The organism is Shewanella sp. 553, assembly GCF_059338375.1.
Window position 1 is genome coordinate 2,163,062 of record NZ_CM181701.1, and the last position, 20,909, is coordinate 2,183,970.

Here is a 20,909-nt window from a genome sequence, read left to right on the forward strand (position 1 = left end):
AATACCACCGTTCATTATTCACACAAAAACAGCGCATAAATTAAACGGTATTAAAGGTAAGATCAAGCTAATGTTTTGACTGTAGCCCTTTATTCATCAAGGGTTGAGTGGGTGTAAGCCTGTAAATCAGAAATAATATTTTGATTTTTCTTATATATATCATCCCTAAACTGGGCAATATTGTGTTCATCGAGCCAAGATGTCCAATAAACCAGATGTACTGGTAATTTATCATCGAAGGCAAACCACTGGGTTTTTGTACGCTCTATTTGCATGTCGACCCAAGTCTGTTTATCACGCACAAGATTCGATGCTATCCAGTTAGCCAATTGCTCGACTTTTTCAACGCGAATACAGCCTGAAGATAACGCCCTATCGCTTCGTGCAAAAAGCGCTTTATCTTTGGTATCATGCAGGTAAACACTATATTGATTTGGAAAATACAACTTATATCGACCTAAGGTGTTATTAACCCCGGGCTTCTGCACTAACCGATATGGAAAATGGCCTCTAGCAAGATCACTCCACTCCTCATTACTTTTTACCACTCGTTCTTCAGAATAGTTAAACACTTCAAAGTTATGCTGACTAATAAAACCACCATCTTGGCGCACTTTAGGCAGTAGGTCGTATTTAAGTAAGCGTCTTGGTACGCGCCAGCTCGGATTAATGACTAAGTTGCTGATCTCTCCCTGTATAACGGGGGTTGGTCGAAATGGCTTTCCGACAATAACTTTCGACTGTAACACGGTGCGATCATCATCGACCAATACCAAATCGTAAGCCGGAATATTGATCAATAAATAACGTTTACCTATCTTGCTCATGTATTTAGCGCGATTTACAAAATTGATTGCCAGCAGTTTTGCACGCTGAGTAGGAGATACGTTGAGCCAGCGAAGTGTCGCCGGTCCAATAATAGCATCAGGCTTAAGTCCATGACGCTGCTGAAAGGTTAATATTGCACGACGTAATTTCTCATCGTAAACATCGGTAAATTTATAAGCCTCAACGCCCTCTACAGCACTTGGTGTTGGTGGCGTATTTAACAGACCACGGTATTCAGAACCCACCCTATCTGTCTGACTATCTTGATAATCATTACCTGCGCTCTGGTCATTATTGTCTTGCTCGTCATAGTCACCTAACCATTTTAGCCGCTGGATAATATTACTAACATAAGGATGACTATCTCCAGGCTTTAACCAGCCATTAATTTCGATCCGTGGCCAAGGTTGCACTTTGGCCAACCATGCAAGATAACGAATACGATTATTAATAGGTAAAAAGCCATCAATATTAGGTTCAAGCGCCAACACGCCAGTATAGGGATCGTCATCGTTGACTAAATGTGGCGCGATCACGCTAATGTTGTGATACTGCCAGAATTGCGCAATAGAGGATTTGATCTGATTAAAATCATCATTAGATAAAGGTTTATTTGCCGTTAACATCCGTTCGTATCGCAAAAAACGTTCGCTAGATTCAATTAGAGATATTAGCTGTACTTGCTGTAATAGCGCAGTGGTGGCGGCTTCCATTCTTGGTACTGCAGCGACTGTAGACATCACCCACAACAACACTATAAGCGTAACTATACTTCGCATCATAATCCCTCCTTGAGTAATTATGGCGTAAATACGCAACAGCAAAGAGGTGCCTAAAGACAGATTTTGAATAAGTTAGCCGTTTATCCAAACTAAATAGCTAAATAACGAAACACTGAAGTACGCTTCAGCTACTGTGTTCCTACATGCCTTGTAGCTACCAATATCAATATTTTGCTCTGAGTTGTACCGTACGTTTTTGATGTTGTAACACTTTATAGTGTAGAGCCGATGCTAGAGCTCATTTAACGACAGTGGCCATAATGACCTCCCAAACCGACGACAACAAACTGGCAATGAAAAATCTGGGATATACAGATAAACAGCAGATACAAAAAAGCCCCAACAACTGTTGAGGCTTTTTTGTCATCTTAAGATGGTACCCGTGGCCAGACTTGAACTGGCACGCTTATTCAGCGAGGGATTTTAAATCCCTTGTGTCTACCGATTCCACCACACGGGCAATGTGTGCGTTTTATCGCTGTTGCGCTAAAACTTAAAGTGGAGGCGCGACCCGGAGTCGAACCGAGATCGACGGATTTGCAATCCGCAGCATAGCCATTCTGCCATCGCGCCAAATTCAATGTCCAACTTACCATTGTAAATTGGAGCGACATATCGGGTTCGAACCGATGACCTATACCTTGGCAAGGTATCGCTCTACCAACTGAGCTAATGTCGCATCACTCTTTGCTACATTGATTTTCAAACTTAATTCAAATCTTGTTTAACTTAAGGTTAATCAACAATGTTGCGTTGTTATCTTGGTTAAGCTTAAGTTGCTTCCCCTTGACTTCGGAATCGAATTCTACCGATTTTAGTTCCAGTGTCAACGCACTATTTTACAATTTAACGCCGTTTGCACACTAAGTGATCGCATTGTATTCTAATTGTTCGATTCGTCAGTTAAATCACCCCATGCTGCCATAATATAGCTAACCATGGACCAAAATGTCAGAATCGCCGCGACATAAAACAGCGCAATGGCGGTATAAGTCAAAAAGTCATTCGGACGCCAGATCAAACCAACAATCGCCACCATCTGGGCCGCGGTTTTGTACTTACCAATCCAGGACACGGCAACCGAGCCCCGCTTACCAATTTCGGCCATCCATTCTCGCAGCGCAGAAATCACAATTTCACGACCGATCATAAATAGTGCAGGCAAGGTTAGCCAAATATGGTCATATTCAGCCACCAGCATCACTAACGCTGTGGTCACCATGATCTTATCGGCAACGGGATCGAGAAAAGCACCAAAGCGGGTCGACTGTTGCAATTTTCTGGCGGCGTAACCATCCAGAGCATCTGTGACGGCTGCTAACCAGAACACAAAAGCGGCTGCAAAAGGCGACCAGCTATAAGGAACATAAAAAAGAACTACAAAAACAGGCAGTAAAACTAGCCTGAATAGCGTAAGCGCTATCGGTACATTAAACGGCATGACGAAACCAATTATCTAAAAGCAGCGCCAATCTTGCCTTAATTTTGTTACCCTCGCAATGCATCATGTATTGTTTGTGCCATTTCTAAGCTAATACCTGGGACTTTTGCCAATTCAGCGACACTTGCGCCTTTAACTTGCTGAAGTCCCCCTAAATATTGTAACAAGGCCTTACGCCGTTTTGGCCCCACTCCAGTAATGGACTCGAGTGTTGAGGTGTTACGTGTTTTTTGGCGTTTGTTTCTGTGACCTGTAATTGCAAACCTATGTGATTCATCACGAATATGCTGGATCAAATGCAGTGCTCCCGAGTCAGCCGGCAAGTGAAACGTAACCTCATTTTCACCATAAATAAGGGTTTCTAAACCAGGCTTACGCCCTTCCCCTTTTGCTATGCCGATTAATGTCGGGGCAATATCTAAATGGGCAAATTTCTCATCGACAACCTGCTGTGCGATTCTGAGCTGCCCAATACCACCATCAATAAATAAAATATCAGGAATTTTGCCATTAACATCAATTTTATCGAACCGTCGACTAATTGCTTGCTTCATTGCCGCATAATCATCACCAGGGGTGATCCCCTTGATATTATAGCGGCGATACTCTGACTTATTGGGCCCTTCACGATTAAACACCACACAAGAGGCGACCGTGCTCTCTCCCATAGTATGGCTAATATCGAAGCACTCCATACGGCGGATCGGAGTCGATAGCTCTAATGCCTCTTCGAGTAACAGGAATCGCTGCTCGATAGTATTTTGCTGTGATAATCGCGTTTCAACGGCATTTTTTGCGTTGGTATCGGCAATGCGCAAGAAACTAGCTCGTTCGCTACGTACCTTAGTCTTAATGACCACATTTTTTTTAAGTGCCTTTTCAATCGCTTGTTCCAACTCATGGATATCATCAAAGTCATGGCTAACGATGATCTCTTTTGGCAACGTACGTTGGCTGTCGAAATTAAGATAAAACTGCAGCATAAAGGCGCGCAGCACCTCATCGAGTTCGGTCTTATCCGGTACGGCGGGATAGTAACTGCGGCTCCCAAAAATTTTACCGCCGCGAATAAACAATAAATGAAAACAAGCAACGCCAGAGGCAAAGTACACCCCTATCACATCCATATCACCGCTGCCGCCCGACACCTCTTGTTGCTCGACAACCCGGCGCAGTGCACTTATCTGATCGCGAAAACGCGCAGCAGCCTCATAATTAAGTGCTTGTGCCGCTTGTTCCATCTTGCCTACCAGCGTTCCCATTACCTGCTGATCTCGCCCGCGTAAAAATAGCGTGGCGAGTTTAACCTGCTCTTGGTACTCCTCATCGGAGACTTTACCGACACAAGGGGCGCTGCAACGGCCAATTTGATACTGCAAACAGGGGCGGGACCGCGCCTTATAGTAGATATCGTCACATTGACGGATAGGAAATAATTTTTGCATCAAATGTAAGCTTTCTCTAACGGCGCCGCCATTAGGGTATGGGCCAAAGTATTGGCCCCTCTCACGTTGAGGTCCACGATGGTAGGCTAAACGAGGATGCTGATGCTGACTGAGCAAAATATAGGGGTAAGATTTATCATCTCGCAGCAGCACATTGTATTTTGGCATGTACTGCTTGATGTAATCATTTTCAAGAATAAGCGCATCGGTTTCGCTGTGGGTCAGCGTAACGTCAATATCATGAATATGCGAAACTAAGGCTTCGGTTTTAACATTGTTTAAATTTTTACGAAAATAGGAGCTAAGTCGTTTCTTAAGATCTTTAGCCTTGCCCACATAAATAACGGTCCCCTGGGCATCATACATACGATATACACCAGGGGATGAGGAGACGCTTTTGAGAAAGCGGGACGAATCAAATGTAGAGATAGTCATACCTAAATGCTTGTTGGGGCTATTGAAACAGTTAAAACTGGCCTGTATCCAACATCTTATAACGAATGGCTAAGCGGGTCAGTTCAACATCGCCATTGATCCCCAACTTATCAAACAGACGATAACGGTAGCTGTTAACGGTTTTAGGGCTTAAATTAAGTTGCTCAGAGATATCACTAACCTTCTCACCATTGGTGATCATCATCATGATCTGCAGTTCGCGCTCAGATAAACTTTTAAACGGGTTATCGTCCGTTTGATTAAATTGACTCAATGCCATCTGCTGCGCAATTTCGGGCGATAGATAACGCTGTCCGTGGGCCACTTGACGAATCGCTTGGATCACCTCAGGCGGCGTAGCGCCTTTGGTTAAGTAGCCAGAAGCCCCAGCTTGCATCACTTTGGTAGGAAACGGATCTTCGGTATGAATCGTTAGCACAATAATTTTGGCATGGGATTGATAGCGTAAGATCTTACGGGTCGCTTCGAGTCCGCCAATCCCCGGCATGTTCATGTCCATCAAGATCACATCGGCTTCGTTATTACGACTCCATTGTACTGCAGACTCGCCATCTCCAGCTTCACCTACAACCTTAATCCCACGCTCATCTTCAAGAATACGTCGAATGCCCGTTCTTACCAGTTCATGATCATCAACCAAATATACAGATATCAACTTAAAATCTACCTTGATAGCTAACACTAAACCGACATTGGTTTATATACGATAACACAATGTAATTTATCCCAATTCACGTTAATAAGAAAGAATAAAGTGAACTCATCTAAGCCAATGAATTATAAGTAATCTATTTCAGTTATTTACCATTCAAAAAATTAGCAAACCGCCAGTTACAAGCTAACGGTTTACTAACTAAAACACTACATCGAACCAGACTCATAACGACACTATCAGTGCCTGTACAAGCCTATTGCTACGCAAGTGAATCGCTTAAGCCACACCATGACAATTAATATGCTCGCACACTCCATTTCAAAGTATGGTCTGCATAATGAGGCTGTGTTACTCGATGGTATCGGCCGGAATATACACCCAACCTTGCATTAATACCCGAGCACTACGACTCATACTCACTTTTTCCACCTGCCACTCACCCGCTTGTTGCGTGGCTCTCGCGCCCACTTTTAACGTGCCAGATGGATGACCCAAACGCACACTTGTGCGCGCCTGACCACCCGCAGCCACATTGACTAAAGTACCGGGGATCGCCGCAGCGGTGCCAATGGCCACAGCAGCTGTGCCCATCATAGCATGGTGTAATTTGCCCATAGACAGCGCACGAACTAACAGATCTACATCATTTATCGTCACCGTTTTACCACTTGATACGCTATGGGGTTTTGGCGGCGCGACAAAGGCGACCTTAGGGGTATGCTGACGGGTCTTAGCCTCATCAATCGATTGAATAAGCCCCATTTTAAGGGCGCCATATGCCCGAATGAGTTCAAATTTAGCCAACGCCGCAGCATCACCATTAATCGCCTCTTGCAACTCGGTGCCATCGTAACCCAGCTCCCGTGCATTTAAGAAAATAGTGGGAATACCGGCATTAATTAAAGTCACGGCAAACCGCCCGACGCCCGGCACATCAAGCTCATCAACCACATTGCCGGTGGGCAACATGGCGCCCGCTTTATCGGCGGGATCGACAAACTCAACTAACACCTCAGCAGCTGGAAAAGTCACTCCGTCGAGTTCAAAATCGCCCAACTCAAGTACTTCACCATCGAGCATAGGCACATGCGCAATAATGGTTTTATGAATATTGGCCTGCCAAATACGCACCACTGCAATGCCATTTGCAGGAACTTTTTCGGGGTCAACTAAGCCTTGGGAGATCGCAAAAGCCCCCACCGCAGCCGTTAAGTTACCGCAATTACCGCTCCAATCGATAAAGGGTTTATCGATTGCCACTTGGCCAAAAAGATAGTCAACATCATGATCCGGTTGACCGCTTTTAGCCAAAATCACGGTTTTACTGGTACTCGAAGTGGCTCCGCCCATCCCATCGGTATGTTTACCATAAGGATCTGGACTGCCGATCACCCGCAATAATAGCGCATCGCGCGCCGCGCCAGGCACTTGCGCCGCAACAGGCAGATCGTTTAAGGCAAAAAACACCCCTTTACTGGTGCCGCCACGCATATAGGTCGCGGCAATTTTCATCTGTTTCATGGACATTCCTGTGATCACGTTGGCGACGACATCAAACGCTAGCATGTCATCGCCAACTGACGTCATTTAGGCCTTTTTAGCCTCGAGAAAATCTTGAGCAAAACGCTGTAATACGCCACCGGCTTGATAAACCAACACCTCATCGGCAGTGTCTAATCGACATGTCACAGGCACCTCGATGCGCTCGCCATTTTGACGATAAATCACTAAGGTCAACTGGGCTCTGGGGGTCGGCTCACCGACAACATCGAAGGTTTCACTGCCATCAATACCATAGGTTTTACGGCTCTCGCCGGGCTTAAATTCGAGCGGTAATACGCCCATACCCACGAGGTTAGTACGGTGGATCCGCTCAAAACCTTCAGCCACAATCGCTTCAACGCCAGCCAGTCGAACACCTTTGGCGGCCCAGTCTCGTGATGAACCTTGACCATAATCGCCGCCCGCCACAATAATCAAGGGCTGCTTGCGCTCCATGTAGGTTTCAATCGCTTCCCACATACGCGTCACTTTGCCCTCGGGTTCGATACGAGTCAGTGAGCCTTGCTGTACTTCACCGTTGACCACGGCCATCTCATTGATGAGTTTGGGATTAGCAAACGTGGCTCGCTGCGCCGTAAGGTGATCGCCGCGGTGGGTGGCGTAGGAGTTAAAGTCAACTTCTGGTAACCCCATTTTGGTTAAGTACTCCCCGGCGGCACTGCTGGCTAAAATGGCGTTGGATGGCGATAGATGATCGGTTGTGATGTTGTCGCCCAGCACTGCCAGTGGACGCATACCTTTGAGGCTACGCTCCCCTGCTAACGCTCCTTCCCAGTATGGTGGACGACGAATATAGGTGCTTTGCGCACGCCAATCATACAGTGGGCTAACTTGCTCACCGTAATCCACGGCAATATCAAACATTGGCGTATAGATCTCTCTAAACTGCTCGGGTTTGACGCTGGCTTTCACAATGGCATCAATCTCTTCATCAGTTGGCCAGATATCTTTAAGGCGCACGGGCTCACCCGATTTATCGACACCGAGGATATCCTGTTCAATATCGAATCGAATTGTGCCTGCAATCGCATATGCCACCACCAGCGGCGGCGAAGCCAAAAAGGCCTGCTTAGCATAGGGGTGGATGCGGCCATCGAAGTTACGGTTGCCCGACAATACCGCGGTGGCATATAAGTCTCTGTCGATCACCTCTTGCTCAATAACTGGGTCTAATGCCCCGCTCATGCCATTACAAGTGGTGCAGGCAAAGCCGACGATGCCAAAACCCAATTGCTCAAGTTCAGGCAATAAGTTGGCATCTTTAAGATAAAGCTCAGCCACTTTTGAGCCAGGTGCAAAGGAGGATTTCACCCAAGGTTTGCGTGTTAAGCCCAATTCATTGGCTTTTTTCGCTAATAACCCTGCCGCAATTACGTTACGTGGGTTACTGGTGTTGGTGCAACTGGTGATGGCGGCAATGATCACCGCGCCATCAGGCATCAAGCCTGCTTCATTTTCGACCGTACCTGAGATCCCTTTTGCAGCAAGGTCACTGGTTGCCACGCGCCGATGCGGGTTTGATGGCCCGGCGATATTTCGCACCACACTGGAGAGATCGAAGCTCAGCACACGCTCATACTCGGCGCCTTGCATACCATCGGCCCAAAGCCCTGTGTGCTTGGCGTAATTTTCAACCAACTTCACTTGCTCACTATCACGGCCGGTGATCGTCAGATAATCGATGGTCTGCTCGTCGATATAAAACATGCCGGCAGAGGCGCCAAATTCTGGGGTCATGTTAGAGATGGTCGCGCGATCGCCTAAGGTCAAATTGGCCGCGCCTTCACCGAAGAACTCTAAATAGGCGGAAACCACCTTTTGCTCACGTAAAAACTCGGTTAATGCCAGTACTATATCGGTTGCGGTAATGCCACTTTGGCGCTTACCGGTTAACTCGACACCAATAATATCGGGTAAACGCATATAAGATGGACGGCCAAGCATCACATTTTCAGCTTCCAGTCCTCCCACACCGATGGCGATAACCCCTAGTGCATCGACGTGTGGAGTGTGACTGTCGGTGCCCACTAAGGTGTCAGGAAAGACAACCCCGTCGCGCGTTTGGATAACCGGCGACATTTTTTCTAGGTTGATTTGATGCATGATGCCGTTACCGGGCTGAATGACATCCACGTTTTTAAAGGCTTTTTTGGTCCAGTTTATAAAGTGAAATCTGTCTTCATTCCGGCGATCTTCAATGGCGCGGTTTTTGGCAAATGCATCTTTATCGAAACCGGCATGCTCGACGGCAAGCGAATGGTCGACAATTAATTGTGTCGGTACCACAGGGTTGACCTCGGCAGGATCGCCACCTTTTTCGGCGATGGCATCGCGAAGCCCTGCCAAATCGACCAGTGCGGTTTGCCCCAGAATGTCGTGACACACGACCCGAGCAGGATACCAAGGAAAATCAAGATCGCGTTTGCGCTCAATAAGTTGAGATAGCGCATCGTTAAGCATGGCAGGATCACATCGCCTCACCAAGTTTTCGGCAAGCACTTTAGCGGTATACGGCAGTTTATCGTAGGCGCCAGGGCTTAACGCCTCGATAGCACTACGAGTGTCAAAATAGTCAAACGATGTTCCGGGAAAGGGTTTACGGTGTGTTGTATTCATAACGTCATCCACAGATTTTACGTGCACGCCATGTCGATACTCACCTTGATGGCCCACAATGACATAGGTTAAGGCGATGTCGTCTATTGGCATACAGCGCAGCATAACGACCGAAATACTGCGCTAAAAATGAAGTAGCAAGCGGCGATAAGCCAAGCTCACAGAGCCACTTATCGCCATAATGTTTAACCTTAATTGCTTAGATTATCGCTCGCCGATAGGCACTACTTTACGCGGCTCGGCACCGACATAGTCGGCGCTTGGGCGAATAATGCGATTATTAGCGCGCTGCTCCATCACGTGCGCCGCCCAGCCAGTTAAGCGTGAACAGACAAATATTGGGGTGAATAACTTGGTCGGGATCCCCATAAAGTGATACGCCGATGCATGGAAAAAATCGGCATTACAAAATAGCTTCTTGGTGTCCCACATAAACTCTTCACATGCCACCGAAATGTCGTACAGCGAAGTATCGCCAAACTCATGGGCTAACTTTTCAGACCACGCTTTGATGATCACGTTGCGAGGATCAGAAGTGCGATAAATCGCATGGCCAAACCCCATGATTTTCTCTTTGCGCTCTAGCATGCCAGCCATCTGAATTTTCGCATCTTCTGGTGAGCTAAATTGTTGGATCATCTCCATCGCCGCTTCATTAGCTCCGCCATGCAGTGGACCGCGCAGCGAGCCGATAGCGCCAGTAATACAGGAGAACATGTCAGACAAGGTTGAGGCACAAACGCGGGCGGTAAAGGTCGATGCATTAAACTCATGCTCTGCATACAAAATCAGCGATACATCCATCACGCGGCGATGCTGATCCGATGGTGCCTTACCATTAAGCAGCTTAAGAAAATGGCCCGCGAGTGAGTCTTCATCGGTTGTACAATCAATATCGACGCCATCATGGCTGTAGCGATACCAGTAACACATAATCGCAGGAAACGCCGCCAGTAAACGATTGGCTGCATTATATTGCTGGGTAAAATCGACTTCTGGTTCAAGATTGCCCAAAAATGAGCACCCCGTGCGCATCACATCCATCGGGTGGGCGTCACGAGGAATTCGCTGCAATACCTCTTTTAGCGCCTGCGGAAGATCACGCAGTGACATTAGCTCATTTTTATAACCATCGAGCTGTGCGGCAGTGGGCAGTTCGCCATTAAATAGCAGGTAAGCCACCTCTTCAAACGTGGCATTCTCAGCCAGATCCGCCACATCATAACCACAGTAGGTCAAGCCAGAGCCAGATTTTCCCACTGTACATAACGCTGTTTCACCAGCACTTTGGCCACGCAGACCTGCACCACTTAACTTTTTATCAACCATAATGTGTTCCTTTTGGAATCTAAATTATTTATTCGCCAAGCAGCACGCTTGGCGCGTAGGGTTTTATACTGTCCTTCATTGAGCCGCGACTCAGCGATGAGCCGGGCAGCTCAAGCCACACTATTTATTTTTGCCTTCGGCAAATAAGCTATCTAATTTTTGTTCATAATCGTGATAACCCAGATAATCATAAAGCGCCATACGCGTTTGCATCGTATCGAGTACCGCCTTTTGATCGCCGTCGCGTAAAATCGCGGTGTAGACATTTTCTGCCGCTTTGTTCATCGCTCTAAAGGCACTTAACGGGTAGAGCACCATGTCCACGCCCCACTCACCAAGCTGGGCTTTGTTCCATAATTCGGTTTGACCAAATTCGGTAATGTTCGCTAATAATGGCGCCTCTATGGCACTGGCAAAGGCGCGGTAATGAGCTTCGGTTTGCACCGCTTCGGCAAAAATACCGTCGGCGCCAGCGGCAATATAGGCCCTAGCACGTTCAATCGCCGCCTCTAACCCTTCTTGAGCAAACGCATCGGTGCGAGCCATGATAAAAAAGTCGGGATCGGTGCGCGCATCGACTGCTGCCTTAATGCGGTCAACCATCTCTTCGGTCGACACAATCTCTTTGTTGGGGCGATGACCGCAGCGCTTTTGCGCCACTTGATCTTCCATATGTACCGCTGCAGCGCCGGCCTTTTCCATATCGCGAATCGTTTTAGCAATATTAAATGCCCCGCCCCAGCCAGTATCGATATCCACCAGTAAGGGCAAGGCGCAAGCTGAGGTGATGCGCTGCACATCAACCAGTACATCATTGAGCGATGTCATGCCTAAATCTGGCAAACCATAAGAGGCGTTAGCCACGCCACCACCAGAGAGGTAAATGGCTTGATGGCCAATTTGCTCTGCCATCATCGCGGAATAGGCGTTTATCGTGCCTACAATTTGCAGTGGCTTATTATTTGCCAGTGCCTCACGGAACTTCTTTCCTGCGCTCATGCTTAATTCCTCTTATGTTTATTCTATGCAAGCTTGTTTTGAATATTGTTTTTTGAATACATGATGTGACGCCGCATTAATATCTCGGCCAGCTCTTCATCGCGGTTAGCGATTGCCTTAACAATATGCTTATGTTCATCAAATGCCGTTGTGACTCGCGGCCCCGCCATGCCCAGTTGTACTCGATACATGCGCACCAGATGATAGATGCCATCAAACAGCATAGAGATAAGGTGTTTATTCTTACTGCCCAAGATAATGCGATAGTGAAAGTCCACATCACCCGCTTCTTGGTAATAAGACTCCCCCTCTTTCACATCTTTAAAATGGCTTTGCAGCAAGGTTTCAAGTTCACCAATTTCAGCGTCAGTCATATGCTTAGCCGCCAACCGCGCCGCCATTCCTTCGAGTGACTCTCTAATCTGATACAATTCAGATAATCCCGCAGCGGTTAACGCCACCACTCTCGCACCCACGTTTGCCTTACGCTCGACAATATGGCTCGACTCCAAACGATTTATCGCCTCACGGATCACCGCGCGGCTGACGCCGTAGGTTGTCGACAATTCAGTTTCACTCAGCTTAGCGCCCGCAGCGATCACCCCTTCGACAATATCTTGCCTTAATTGATAAAAGGTTTTATCTGCCGAGGTAACGGGTGGTAGGGGTTGAAATGTCATCTCTAAGGTTAGCCTGCTGAATTATCACGTTGTCGACAATATAGTCTCGAAGGATTAAGTATTCAACCCAAAGTGGCTATATTGTCGACAAAAACGTTAATAGTTAGACTAAAGTTGTAATTAAATCGTGACAAAAAAGATGGTCTGCTCCAGCTAAGCTACGCCTTAATAGCGAATCAAAGCTCAATCGCAATAAATTCACAATAGGGTCAAAGGTCAATACCAAGTGAAAGCTTTGTCAGCCTCAGGAGTGATAAACTGTGCAATACATGGCTCTATTGCAGACCATCACTCTATTACCGATAGAGAATGTGCATATAGCAATAAATATGCTAATCAATTCGAAATAAGGCCATGTAATAAGCCCTCTCGCTCACATTTGGGGTAGGTGTCACCTTGCCGTTAATCACCTCCTATTTATGCATTCAAAAACAAAAAATAACCTGCTAATGTTAAATTAGTTTAAAAGGGCAATTTAAAAAGCGCTGCTTGCTCATTAACGCCTGCACTCACGAGCATTATTTACAAAACATTATTTGGCTTATGTGTGGCTTTAGCAGTTATTTGAACTAAATACGCAAACTTAATAACGCTCTCTAATTCCACCGCTATAGTATTAGTTGGTTTGTTTTGTCTGTTTACTTTTGTGATTCGCCTTATGGAGGTCAGAGCCATAAAAGCGTTATCGAAAATGGTTAATTTACTTTAGCAAAACAAAAATGAGTTGAGGAAGACACAATGTCAGAAAATAACGACGTAACGGGCCCTGCAGCAGAAGATAATAAAAAGCTCAATCAAGCTCGCTCATTCACCTATTACATTTTTGCAATTGTGGTCAGTATTTGGCTCTACACCCTGTGGGCCGATCGAATGACCCCGATGACCGAACAGGCGAGAATTAATGGCCAAGTGATCCGCATTAGTCCTGAAGTGTCAGGGTCTATCGCCAAGGTCCACGTTGTTGATAATAGTCCTGTGCAAACAGGCGATGTGTTAGTGACTATAGACCCTCGCCCTTTTGAATTAGCCGTTAAAGCAGCAAGGTTAGATTTACAGCAAGCAGCACAATCTTATGAAGCTGACTCAGCTGCAATTAACGTGGCGAAAGCTAACGAGGTAGCTGCGCGTGTTAAGGTCAACAATGCAAAAAAAAATGTGGAACGCAACCGTGTATTAGCGCAAAGAGGCACCATTAGCCAAGCCACCATGGATGATCTTATTGCCGAACTCCAAACCGCAGAGGCCAACCTCGCTCAAGCCTCATCAGCACTCGAAAAAGCCAAACAAGAGTTTGGCCCCAGAGGCGAAGAAAACCCAGAGATACAAACGGTGCTAAATAAACTAGAGCAGTCGCTGCTCAATCTTAATCATACTAAGTTAGTCGCACCAGGTAATGGCGTGATGACCAATATGAATGTCGTAGTCGGAGATTATGCAGCCACTGGACAACCGTTACTTACCTTCATCAACAACCATCACCTTTGGCTCACCGCAATGGTCAGAGAGAACTCTTTAACACACTTAAAAGCTGGAGATAAGGTCAAAATTGTTTTTGATGCTTACCCAGGAGAAGTATTTAATGGTCAAATATCTTCAATTGGTTGGGGGAGTAGTGGCAACGGCAGCCTTGAGGAAAATGCGAGCAGTGGTCTTATTACCTCACCAACAAGCAGTCCAAAGGCACAACGTTTTCCCGTCAATATCGAGTTTTCAGACTTACCTGATAATATCAAGCTAAGATACAGTGGACGTGCGGTCGTCGGTTTTTACCCAAATGAAAGCTATATTGGAGAAAAATTACAAGATTTATGGATTTGGGCATGGAGCTATATTAGTTATGTATCGTAGTGCCGCTAACCCCCTCATTAGAGTTGCGTTATTTCCTGTTCTATTGCTCTTTTGGCAATATATATTCGGTACTGACTTGCCATTGCTAGCACCCGCAATGTGCGCAGTATTTTTAACAACAACTCATGAGCCGCCACCTCTCGCCATGGTGTTTATCATGGGGGGAATACTGTTTATCACCGCTTGGTTTCAAGCATTGATGAATAGTTTATTAGTCGATTACCCTCATGTTTATTACTTGTTTTTGTTTGGTGTTTTCTATTGGTGTATGGAACGGACGAGAAAAGATGCCCAAGACGTATTGGCAATACTGCTCATCGTATCCACCGTCATGATTGCAGTGTTTACCCAACAAAAAGGGATTAGTGTTGAGCAAATTCCGCTGGCGTTGTTAAAAAATATATTTATTGCTGGATTTACCGCTTATTTGGCTTACTTCATTTTTCCCGCTGGGGAGCCTCTTGCTAAAAATGTAACACCTCCATCATCTGCGATGAAATATCATTTTGATTGGCAAACCATGGTTAAGACGTTGATCATAATGATAGTCATGGTTTCTTCTATCGGTTTAGATCTAGAGCAAAGCACAATTATCACCATCATAGTGGCGTTGGTTATAAAAGATCCCGATCCCCTCATTGGTAAAGACTATGGCCTGAGAAGATTATTAACGACCTACGCGAGTGTGCTTTATGCGATACCACCGCTAATAATGAGCCTTTTACAGGTCAATTTGGTGGGTACCCTTGGCGTTGCACTCGTAAGTTCATTATTTATGGGGATTCATGCGGTAGCGAAACAAGCCAGTTATAATTCAATTCAGCTACTTTATTCCAGTTACGTGGTACTGGTGTTTTATGGCATCACCTCAACCAGTATTAACGCTATTACTGATGATTTGGTTCGATTTAGTTCCGTTTTTGCTGCAGTCTTGCTCGGGATAATGAGCTTAATCATTTTGCACCCAAGAGATAAAAGCTAACTTTACAATTCGCCTTATCTGCAGACTGTTAATCATTTCATCAACATACCGAATAAAATCATTAATTCATGTTTGATGGTCAATAGACTTAATGATTCTCTTGAGTGTGCCAGCGACATCAGTATTGCGCATGACAGCTTCTGACCTATCACGAGTCAACAAAGACACTTTAATATCAAAAGGGAAGCCTTTATCGCGTAACGACTTGGCTAAACAGATACGTGTGAAGTACACGTTATTGGGGGCTCTATTCTATAAAGGTACATTGTCTGAGTTAATCCTTAAGGAGAGCCCCTCAAACGCCAAAAACAAAAAAAGCCGTTGATAATCAACGGCTTTTCTCGTGTTTAATGTGGCGGAGAGATAGGGATTTGAACCCTAGATGGGCTATAAACCCATGCCGGTTTTCAAGACCGGTGCATTCGACCACTCTGCCATCTCTCCGAACGCCGGCAATACTATAAGCATAACGTTAAGATGTAAACCCAAATTCGTAAAATTCGTGCCACTTGTCGAAGAAATATACCAACCTACATTTTTCAACCAGCATCGATTGATAAAAATCGGTCTGTCATTGGCAAAATAGCGAAACTTAATAGGGCGACATCAAAATTGTGCTAACATCTGAGCATGTTTAAATAATACTCTCCAATATGAACGCGAATCCAATTGCTCCAGCTTCTCTTTCACCCTGTTTTGCTATCCCATCTATTGCTAATATCGTACCCACTCAACAAGCAAGGCTGCTGGGCCAGTCTCGAACGCTCGACGCTTTCTCCCTGTTAGCCAGCACCAGCGATCAGCATATGTATTTAGCCGATCAAAGTGGGATTGATAGAAAACGCTTTATTCAAGCCTTGGTTGAAAGTCAGCCGCTTCACACGGTGCAATATTTAAACCGCATAATCCAAGATGATCAACAAGCGACTCAAAACACTCAAATCAATAGTAACCTTGTATGGCAAGCCGAGCCCGGTGACGATAACCTCTGTGATAACACACGTCGTTATCGCTACCTTAGTGGCAATATTAAACGCCGCGACTTGATTGGGCACATCAGTAGTCTCAATTCGCAGCATTATCACCCTGGCGCCTTTGCTGATTGCCGTTACCTGTTTATCTGCGCTGAATCATTATGGAAACGCGAGGGATTATGGGAGTTAGTGTTACAGACTATAGATCGCGCTGAGTATCATATTCACTCTAATTGGCCTGCGATTGCACTTAACTGCAAAATTATTTTAGTCGGTAGTAGCGCACTTTATAGTGTCTCTTATATTGAAGAACGCCTATTTGCTAGCAACTTTTCCCTATTAGGGGAATTAGTCAATGAACTCACCCTACCTGAATTTTCTGAGCAAGATTACCTCCAATGGTTAGTCACGCTGGCGAGTGACAAAGGGATAACCCTAACGCAATCGGCATTGGCACCGCTATTTAACGTCAGTTCACGACTGGCAGACCATCAGCAACACCTAAGCTTGATGACCATTCCTATGGTACAGTTAATGGAGCAAGCCTGCGCATATCGCCAGAGCCGAGAGTTAACTGATGCAGCAATAGCTCATGCGCTGGCACAACAAACCCAGCGCCATAACGCTTCTCAAACCCTGTCAGCACAAAGTTTTGATGATAACTTTATTAACCTGCCGACCAGCGGCACCATGATTGGTCAAATAAACGGCCTCACCGTATTGGATGCCGCCGAGTATTGCTACGGCGAGCCAGCACGCATTACCGCTTCGGTACATTATGGTGACGGTGAGGTGGCCGATATTGAACGTAAATCTGAGCTGGGCGGTAATATTCACGCAAAAGGCTTAATGATCCTCTCATCTTGCCTGTACCGTATTTTCGGTAAAGATGCGCCACTGCATTTAAATGCTAATATTGTGTTCGAACAGTCTTATCAAGAAATTGATGGTGACAGCGCTTCATTGGCCGAATACTGCGCCTTAATGTCTGCCATTGCTGAGCATCCTATTGAGCAAGGCATTGCAGCCACTGGCGCGATAGACCAATTTGGTCAAGTGCAAGCCATCGGTGGTGTTAATGAAAAAATTGAAGGCTTTTTTGCCCTGTGTCAACGCCGTGGACTCACTGGCAACCAAGGCGTTATTCTACCGAAATCTAATGTGCAACAACTGAATTTACACCAAGATGTGATTGATGCAGTCCATAGTAAACAGTTTCACTTGTACCAGGTTGAACACATCGATGAAGCCGTGACCATACTGATGAAGATGCCTGCGGGGATTCCTGATGAAAATGGCCAGTTCCCAGAAGACACCTTGTATCGCTTAGTACAAGACCGTTTAGAGGGCTTAGCGGGTTATCCAGACGAAGATGTCTCATTTTTTACTAAGTGGCTCGCGAAACTCAAACTTTCTAGCTGATCGGAGTTGTTTAGCTTACACGTGTTCGCTAACCTTGGCAGCTCAAATTGCGGAGTGAAGTTAATAATGAATAGAGCAAACAGTTTTAACAAAGAAGAATTAGTGGCTTGCGGTCACGGTACGTTATTTGGCGCCAACTCTCCTCGCCTCCCTATCGACAATATGTTGATGATTGACCGCATTACCAAGATTAATGCCGATGGTGGTGAATTTGGCAAAGGTGAGATTGTTGCCGAGCTGGATATTGATCCATCTCTTTGGTTTTTTGACTGTCACTTTCAAACCGATCCCGTGATGCCTGGTTGTTTAGGCCTTGATGCTATGTGGCAATTAGTCGGCTTTTTCCTTGGTTGGGAAGGCGCTGAAGGCAAAGGACGCGCATTAGGCGTGGGTGAAGTTAAATTTACTGGTCAAGTCTTGCCTGATGCCAAAAAGGTCACTTATAAGTTAACCATTAAGCGTAAAGTTTATCGTAAGCTTGTTATGGGTATCGCCGATGCTGTAATGGAAGTGGATGGCCGAGAAATCTATTCGGCTAAAGATCTAAAAGTGGGTATTTTCTCTGATACGTCAACTTTTTAATCGAATCATCTCCTTATCAGCAAGAGCTTGATATAAAAATGCCCTCTACAACCTAGAGGGCAACTCTCAATCACACTGCTAATTATTTATTAAACAGTCCACTTAGCCGTCCATCGACGCCTTCGCGCCATCCTCCTAACCAATGCGACTTTGAGTCTAATGTAGAATAAGGACAATTCTCTTTAGAGCGCCCTCCTATTCCGGCCTTAAATCCTTTTGAAAAAGCTCTATCTAGACGATCTCGTTTTTGTCTTTTCATGCAAGCATCCTCTGTTCGAAAATCCTAGAAGCGAAGCCAAAGCCTCATGGATACAAATAGAACGTTTTGCAGCTGAGATCAATCAAAAAAAGCGCTTTTTAAACGGTTATTTTTTAAGCTTATGAGTTCGTTGTTTAAAAAAAATCGAGGCATATGCCTCGATTTTTATTTCAATTTGTTCTAAGAACTATGATTAGCCTTTACGGCGTCTAAACCAGAGTAAAGGTAAAGTCAGAAGCCATATAAAACTGGCTGCGCCTTTACGCTCATAGTCACCATTACCCGAATTATCGCTCTCTTTTACAGTACAGGCGGCACCTGAATTAGATGGCTGCAGAACAACCATTCGAGGAATAAAGGCGGTCACAGGTTGGCCATCGGCATTGAGTAAAAATAACGGTTTACCATTATCACCAATCACCAAATTACCATTGCTGTCGAACTGGTAAGAAGGTTTACGAATAAATGCCGTACCCACTATGGTACCGTCTTCGTTGATACTGTTGGCTTCAACGATACGGATCTCACTTTCATAAGAGAGTAAATCACCATTGCCATCCGTTACTTCAACTTTATTACGTGTCCAATCGCCACTGTCGTCTTGGGTATAGCCTTTTGATTCACACACCAATAGTTCGTTAAGATCGTAAAACTCATCACTATTTTTATCGAACAAGAAACCTGACTTTAATCTTGGTTTCTCTTTCTCACTAGTGGCTTCAATATAACCCACCACTTGATTTTTATTATTAATATCTCTTGGGCGCGAACTGCGATCCGAGATCCCTTGATAAAAATCATTTGGTGTTACGAAGCTAGGTGACGCTTGATTGGTATCTAAATAGAAAAATTTATCGCGAGCATAGCCTTCTAAGTATTGCTTATAGCTACCGACAAGGATGCCACTATCGTTAATATCATAGGCAATAGAAGAGAGCTGATCGTCCGTCATCTTAACCCAATGATATTGATAGGCGCCGTTACTGTCTTTTTTCCAGTAAGCAGCATCGAATGCCAGTTTATCGGTGTCGTTATTACGATAAACATGTGAGCGCCCCGCGACGGTGCCGTTCTTGTTAATCCCTAAACCTTGAGCGGTAAACACCACATCTGAAGTCGAGGTTAATCCCAGTGGCAACTCCGTAGCCACTACGCCACTATCATCAAGCTGCCATACCATGGCGCGAGTTTGATACAAAATACGGCGAAAGCCACCACTGTCTGGATATTGATTTAGCTGCACGCAAACATCGACTGGATAAACATCGCCAGCGATACAATCGTTAAGCCGTTCTGCACTACTTGCAGCGAGAGCTGTAGTGCCATAGCCAGTTATCTGATTATTATCATTAATCGCTGCGGCCACAGACACACCACCAACAATGACATCGGTATCGTCTTTTGTGTAAGTGGTATAAGGCGGCGCAATTGCGATATCGGTACCGTCGGCTTTTTTAACGAAAGCGCGCTCTTCAAACTCGCGGTAATACCAATATTCTTGCCCGGCAGTCTCGCCGGTATAAGCCACTTTTTGCTCTGGACCAGTGTAGCTGCCTACACGTAGTCCAGCGTTATTGATACCATAATAAGAAGCGTTAATTGAATTGATGGTCTCTGGGATATCTTCGTTGGTATCTTTTGGTGGCGTAGTACCAAATACCGAATCAAAGGTGGGTAGCCAGCTACCAGATGCGCCATTTCCCTCTGCGATGAAGGTGAAGTTATTGGCTTCAATAGGCGCATTTATTGAGTAAGTGACGAGCTGCTCAGGAGAAATTCCATCTTCAATATCGATGATGCTGTTATCGTCGTCATTAACTTCAAGCTTTTTCTTACCCTGCGAGATACCCACCAACTGGTTTTGTTGGTTAACAAACATGCCATAACCATTAATCGTCGAGGCTAAGGTACCATTAAGATCATAATCTTCAATATTTTGAATTTCATAAACGGGTGCGGCAGACACTGTCTGTAATGCACTGACAACACCAACCGCCACTAATGATAAGGCGCTATTAAACTTCAACTTCATTCACTAATTTCCTATT

General features: G+C 45.4%; 15 protein-coding genes and 4 tRNA genes. 4 read left to right on the forward strand and 15 right to left on the reverse strand.

Translation table 11 applies throughout. The annotated features are described in order from the left end of the window. Nucleotides 1-89: 89 nt before the first annotated feature. The 12 genes from AC5YBZ_RS09785 to AC5YBZ_RS09840 form a co-directional block, all read right to left on the reverse strand. Nucleotides 90-1,610: a L,D-transpeptidase family protein gene (locus tag AC5YBZ_RS09785; RefSeq protein ID WP_494542859.1), complete on the reverse strand. Its 1,521-nt coding sequence runs from the start codon at nt 1,608-1,610 to the stop codon at nt 90-92. 374 nt (nt 1,611-1,984) lie between these two features. Further along, nucleotides 1,985-2,070: transfer RNA gene (locus AC5YBZ_RS09790), tRNA-Leu, on the reverse strand. Nucleotides 2,071-2,109: 39 nt separating this feature from the next. Next, nucleotides 2,110-2,183 (reverse strand) — tRNA-Cys (locus tag AC5YBZ_RS09795). Between the two features lie 30 nt (nt 2,184-2,213). Then, nucleotides 2,214-2,289: transfer RNA gene (locus AC5YBZ_RS09800), tRNA-Gly, on the reverse strand. A gap of 204 nt (nt 2,290-2,493) precedes the next feature. Beyond that, nucleotides 2,494-3,051, reverse strand: a complete 558-nt coding sequence (gene pgsA / locus AC5YBZ_RS09805; RefSeq protein WP_494518983.1) for a CDP-diacylglycerol--glycerol-3-phosphate 3-phosphatidyltransferase — start codon at nt 3,049-3,051, stop codon at nt 2,494-2,496. 47 nt (nt 3,052-3,098) lie between these two features. Beyond that, nucleotides 3,099-4,931 (reverse strand): excinuclease ABC subunit UvrC, encoded by a 1,833-nt coding sequence (gene uvrC / locus AC5YBZ_RS09810; protein ID WP_494523589.1) that lies wholly within the window; start codon nt 4,929-4,931, stop codon nt 3,099-3,101. Between the two features lie 31 nt (nt 4,932-4,962). Further along, the gene (uvrY, locus tag AC5YBZ_RS09815; RefSeq protein ID WP_110458933.1) at nt 4,963-5,607 is read right to left on the reverse strand and encodes a UvrY/SirA/GacA family response regulator transcription factor; all 645 of its coding nucleotides are present in this window, start codon (nt 5,605-5,607) and stop codon (nt 4,963-4,965) included. Between the two features lie 348 nt (nt 5,608-5,955). Then, nucleotides 5,956-7,134, reverse strand: coding sequence for a 2-methylaconitate cis-trans isomerase PrpF (prpF, locus tag AC5YBZ_RS09820; protein WP_494543714.1), 1,179 nt, complete (start codon nt 7,132-7,134; stop codon nt 5,956-5,958). Between the two features lie 60 nt (nt 7,135-7,194). Beyond that, the gene (gene acnD / locus AC5YBZ_RS09825) at nt 7,195-9,786 is read right to left on the reverse strand and encodes a Fe/S-dependent 2-methylisocitrate dehydratase AcnD (RefSeq protein WP_494542860.1); all 2,592 of its coding nucleotides are present in this window, start codon (nt 9,784-9,786) and stop codon (nt 7,195-7,197) included. 204 nt (nt 9,787-9,990) lie between these two features. After that, on the reverse strand, nt 9,991-11,115 hold the full coding sequence (gene prpC, locus AC5YBZ_RS09830; protein WP_494523591.1) for a bifunctional 2-methylcitrate synthase/citrate synthase: 1,125 nt from the start codon (nt 11,113-11,115) through the stop codon (nt 9,991-9,993). Nucleotides 11,116-11,235: 120 nt separating this feature from the next. Further along, entirely contained in the window at nt 11,236-12,114 is an 879-nt protein-coding gene (gene prpB, locus AC5YBZ_RS09835) for a methylisocitrate lyase (protein ID WP_494542861.1), read from the reverse strand. 23 nt (nt 12,115-12,137) lie between these two features. Then, nucleotides 12,138-12,794, reverse strand: coding sequence for a GntR family transcriptional regulator (locus tag AC5YBZ_RS09840; RefSeq protein ID WP_494523593.1), 657 nt, complete (start codon nt 12,792-12,794; stop codon nt 12,138-12,140). Nucleotides 12,795-13,532: 738 nt separating this feature from the next. On the opposite strand from AC5YBZ_RS09840, the gene AC5YBZ_RS09845 reads away from it, so the two are divergent. Then, the gene (locus tag AC5YBZ_RS09845; protein ID WP_494523594.1) at nt 13,533-14,642 is read left to right on the forward strand and encodes an HlyD family secretion protein; all 1,110 of its coding nucleotides are present in this window, start codon (nt 13,533-13,535) and stop codon (nt 14,640-14,642) included. After that, nucleotides 14,632-15,624, forward strand: coding sequence for a DUF2955 domain-containing protein (locus tag AC5YBZ_RS09850; RefSeq protein ID WP_494518974.1), 993 nt, complete (start codon nt 14,632-14,634; stop codon nt 15,622-15,624). The genes AC5YBZ_RS09845 and AC5YBZ_RS09850 overlap by 11 nt, the downstream gene beginning before the upstream one ends. A gap of 353 nt (nt 15,625-15,977) precedes the next feature. Here AC5YBZ_RS09850 and AC5YBZ_RS09855 read toward each other — a convergent pair. Beyond that, a tRNA-Ser gene (locus AC5YBZ_RS09855) sits at nt 15,978-16,068 on the reverse strand. Between the two features lie 209 nt (nt 16,069-16,277). Between AC5YBZ_RS09855 and AC5YBZ_RS09860 the strand changes: the two genes are divergently transcribed. Both AC5YBZ_RS09860 and fabA read left to right on the forward strand, forming a co-directional pair. Further along, nucleotides 16,278-18,020, forward strand: a complete 1,743-nt coding sequence (locus tag AC5YBZ_RS09860; protein WP_494518973.1) for a S16 family serine protease — start codon at nt 16,278-16,280, stop codon at nt 18,018-18,020. 66 nt (nt 18,021-18,086) lie between these two features. Then, nucleotides 18,087-18,602 carry a bifunctional 3-hydroxydecanoyl-ACP dehydratase/trans-2-decenoyl-ACP isomerase gene (fabA, locus tag AC5YBZ_RS09865; protein ID WP_475514122.1) on the forward strand — a complete coding sequence of 172 codons (516 nt, stop codon included), beginning with the start codon at nt 18,087-18,089 and terminating at the stop codon, nt 18,600-18,602. A gap of 82 nt (nt 18,603-18,684) precedes the next feature. Here the strand turns inward: fabA and rmf are convergent, their stop codons facing one another. Both rmf and AC5YBZ_RS09875 read right to left on the reverse strand, forming a co-directional pair. Next, nucleotides 18,685-18,861, reverse strand: coding sequence for a ribosome modulation factor (gene rmf, locus AC5YBZ_RS09870; protein WP_110458926.1), 177 nt, complete (start codon nt 18,859-18,861; stop codon nt 18,685-18,687). 193 nt (nt 18,862-19,054) lie between these two features. Further along, entirely contained in the window at nt 19,055-20,893 is a 1,839-nt protein-coding gene (locus tag AC5YBZ_RS09875; RefSeq protein WP_494542862.1) for a DUF3466 family protein, read from the reverse strand. Nucleotides 20,894-20,909: the final 16 nt, after the last annotated feature.

Bases quoted from the DNA above. Each gene is read 5' to 3' on its own strand.
- AC5YBZ_RS09785 (WP_494542859.1), bottom strand. From the start codon at position 1,610: ATGATGCGAAGTATAGTTACGCTTATAGTGTTGTTGTGGGTGATGTCT.
- pgsA (WP_494518983.1), bottom strand. From the start codon at position 3,051: ATGCCGTTTAATGTACCGATAGCGCTTACGCTATTCAGGCTAGTTTTA.
- uvrC (WP_494523589.1), bottom strand. From the start codon at position 4,931: ATGACTATCTCTACATTTGATTCGTCCCGCTTTCTCAAAAGCGTCTCC.
- prpF (WP_494543714.1), bottom strand. From the start codon at position 7,134: ATGTCCATGAAACAGATGAAAATTGCCGCGACCTATATGCGTGGCGGC.
- acnD (WP_494542860.1), bottom strand. From the start codon at position 9,786: ATGAATACAACACACCGTAAACCCTTTCCCGGAACATCGTTTGACTAT.
- prpC (WP_494523591.1), bottom strand. From the start codon at position 11,115: ATGGTTGATAAAAAGTTAAGTGGTGCAGGTCTGCGTGGCCAAAGTGCT.
- prpB (WP_494542861.1), bottom strand. From the start codon at position 12,114: ATGAGCGCAGGAAAGAAGTTCCGTGAGGCACTGGCAAATAATAAGCCA.
- AC5YBZ_RS09840 (WP_494523593.1), bottom strand. From the start codon at position 12,794: ATGACATTTCAACCCCTACCACCCGTTACCTCGGCAGATAAAACCTTT.
- AC5YBZ_RS09845 (WP_494523594.1), top strand. From the start codon at position 13,533: ATGTCAGAAAATAACGACGTAACGGGCCCTGCAGCAGAAGATAATAAA.
- AC5YBZ_RS09850 (WP_494518974.1), top strand. From the start codon at position 14,632: ATGTATCGTAGTGCCGCTAACCCCCTCATTAGAGTTGCGTTATTTCCT.
- AC5YBZ_RS09860 (WP_494518973.1), top strand. From the start codon at position 16,278: ATGAACGCGAATCCAATTGCTCCAGCTTCTCTTTCACCCTGTTTTGCT.
- fabA (WP_475514122.1), top strand. From the start codon at position 18,087: ATGAATAGAGCAAACAGTTTTAACAAAGAAGAATTAGTGGCTTGCGGT.
- rmf (WP_110458926.1), bottom strand. From the start codon at position 18,861: ATGAAAAGACAAAAACGAGATCGTCTAGATAGAGCTTTTTCAAAAGGA.
- AC5YBZ_RS09875 (WP_494542862.1), bottom strand. From the start codon at position 20,893: ATGAAGTTGAAGTTTAATAGCGCCTTATCATTAGTGGCGGTTGGTGTT.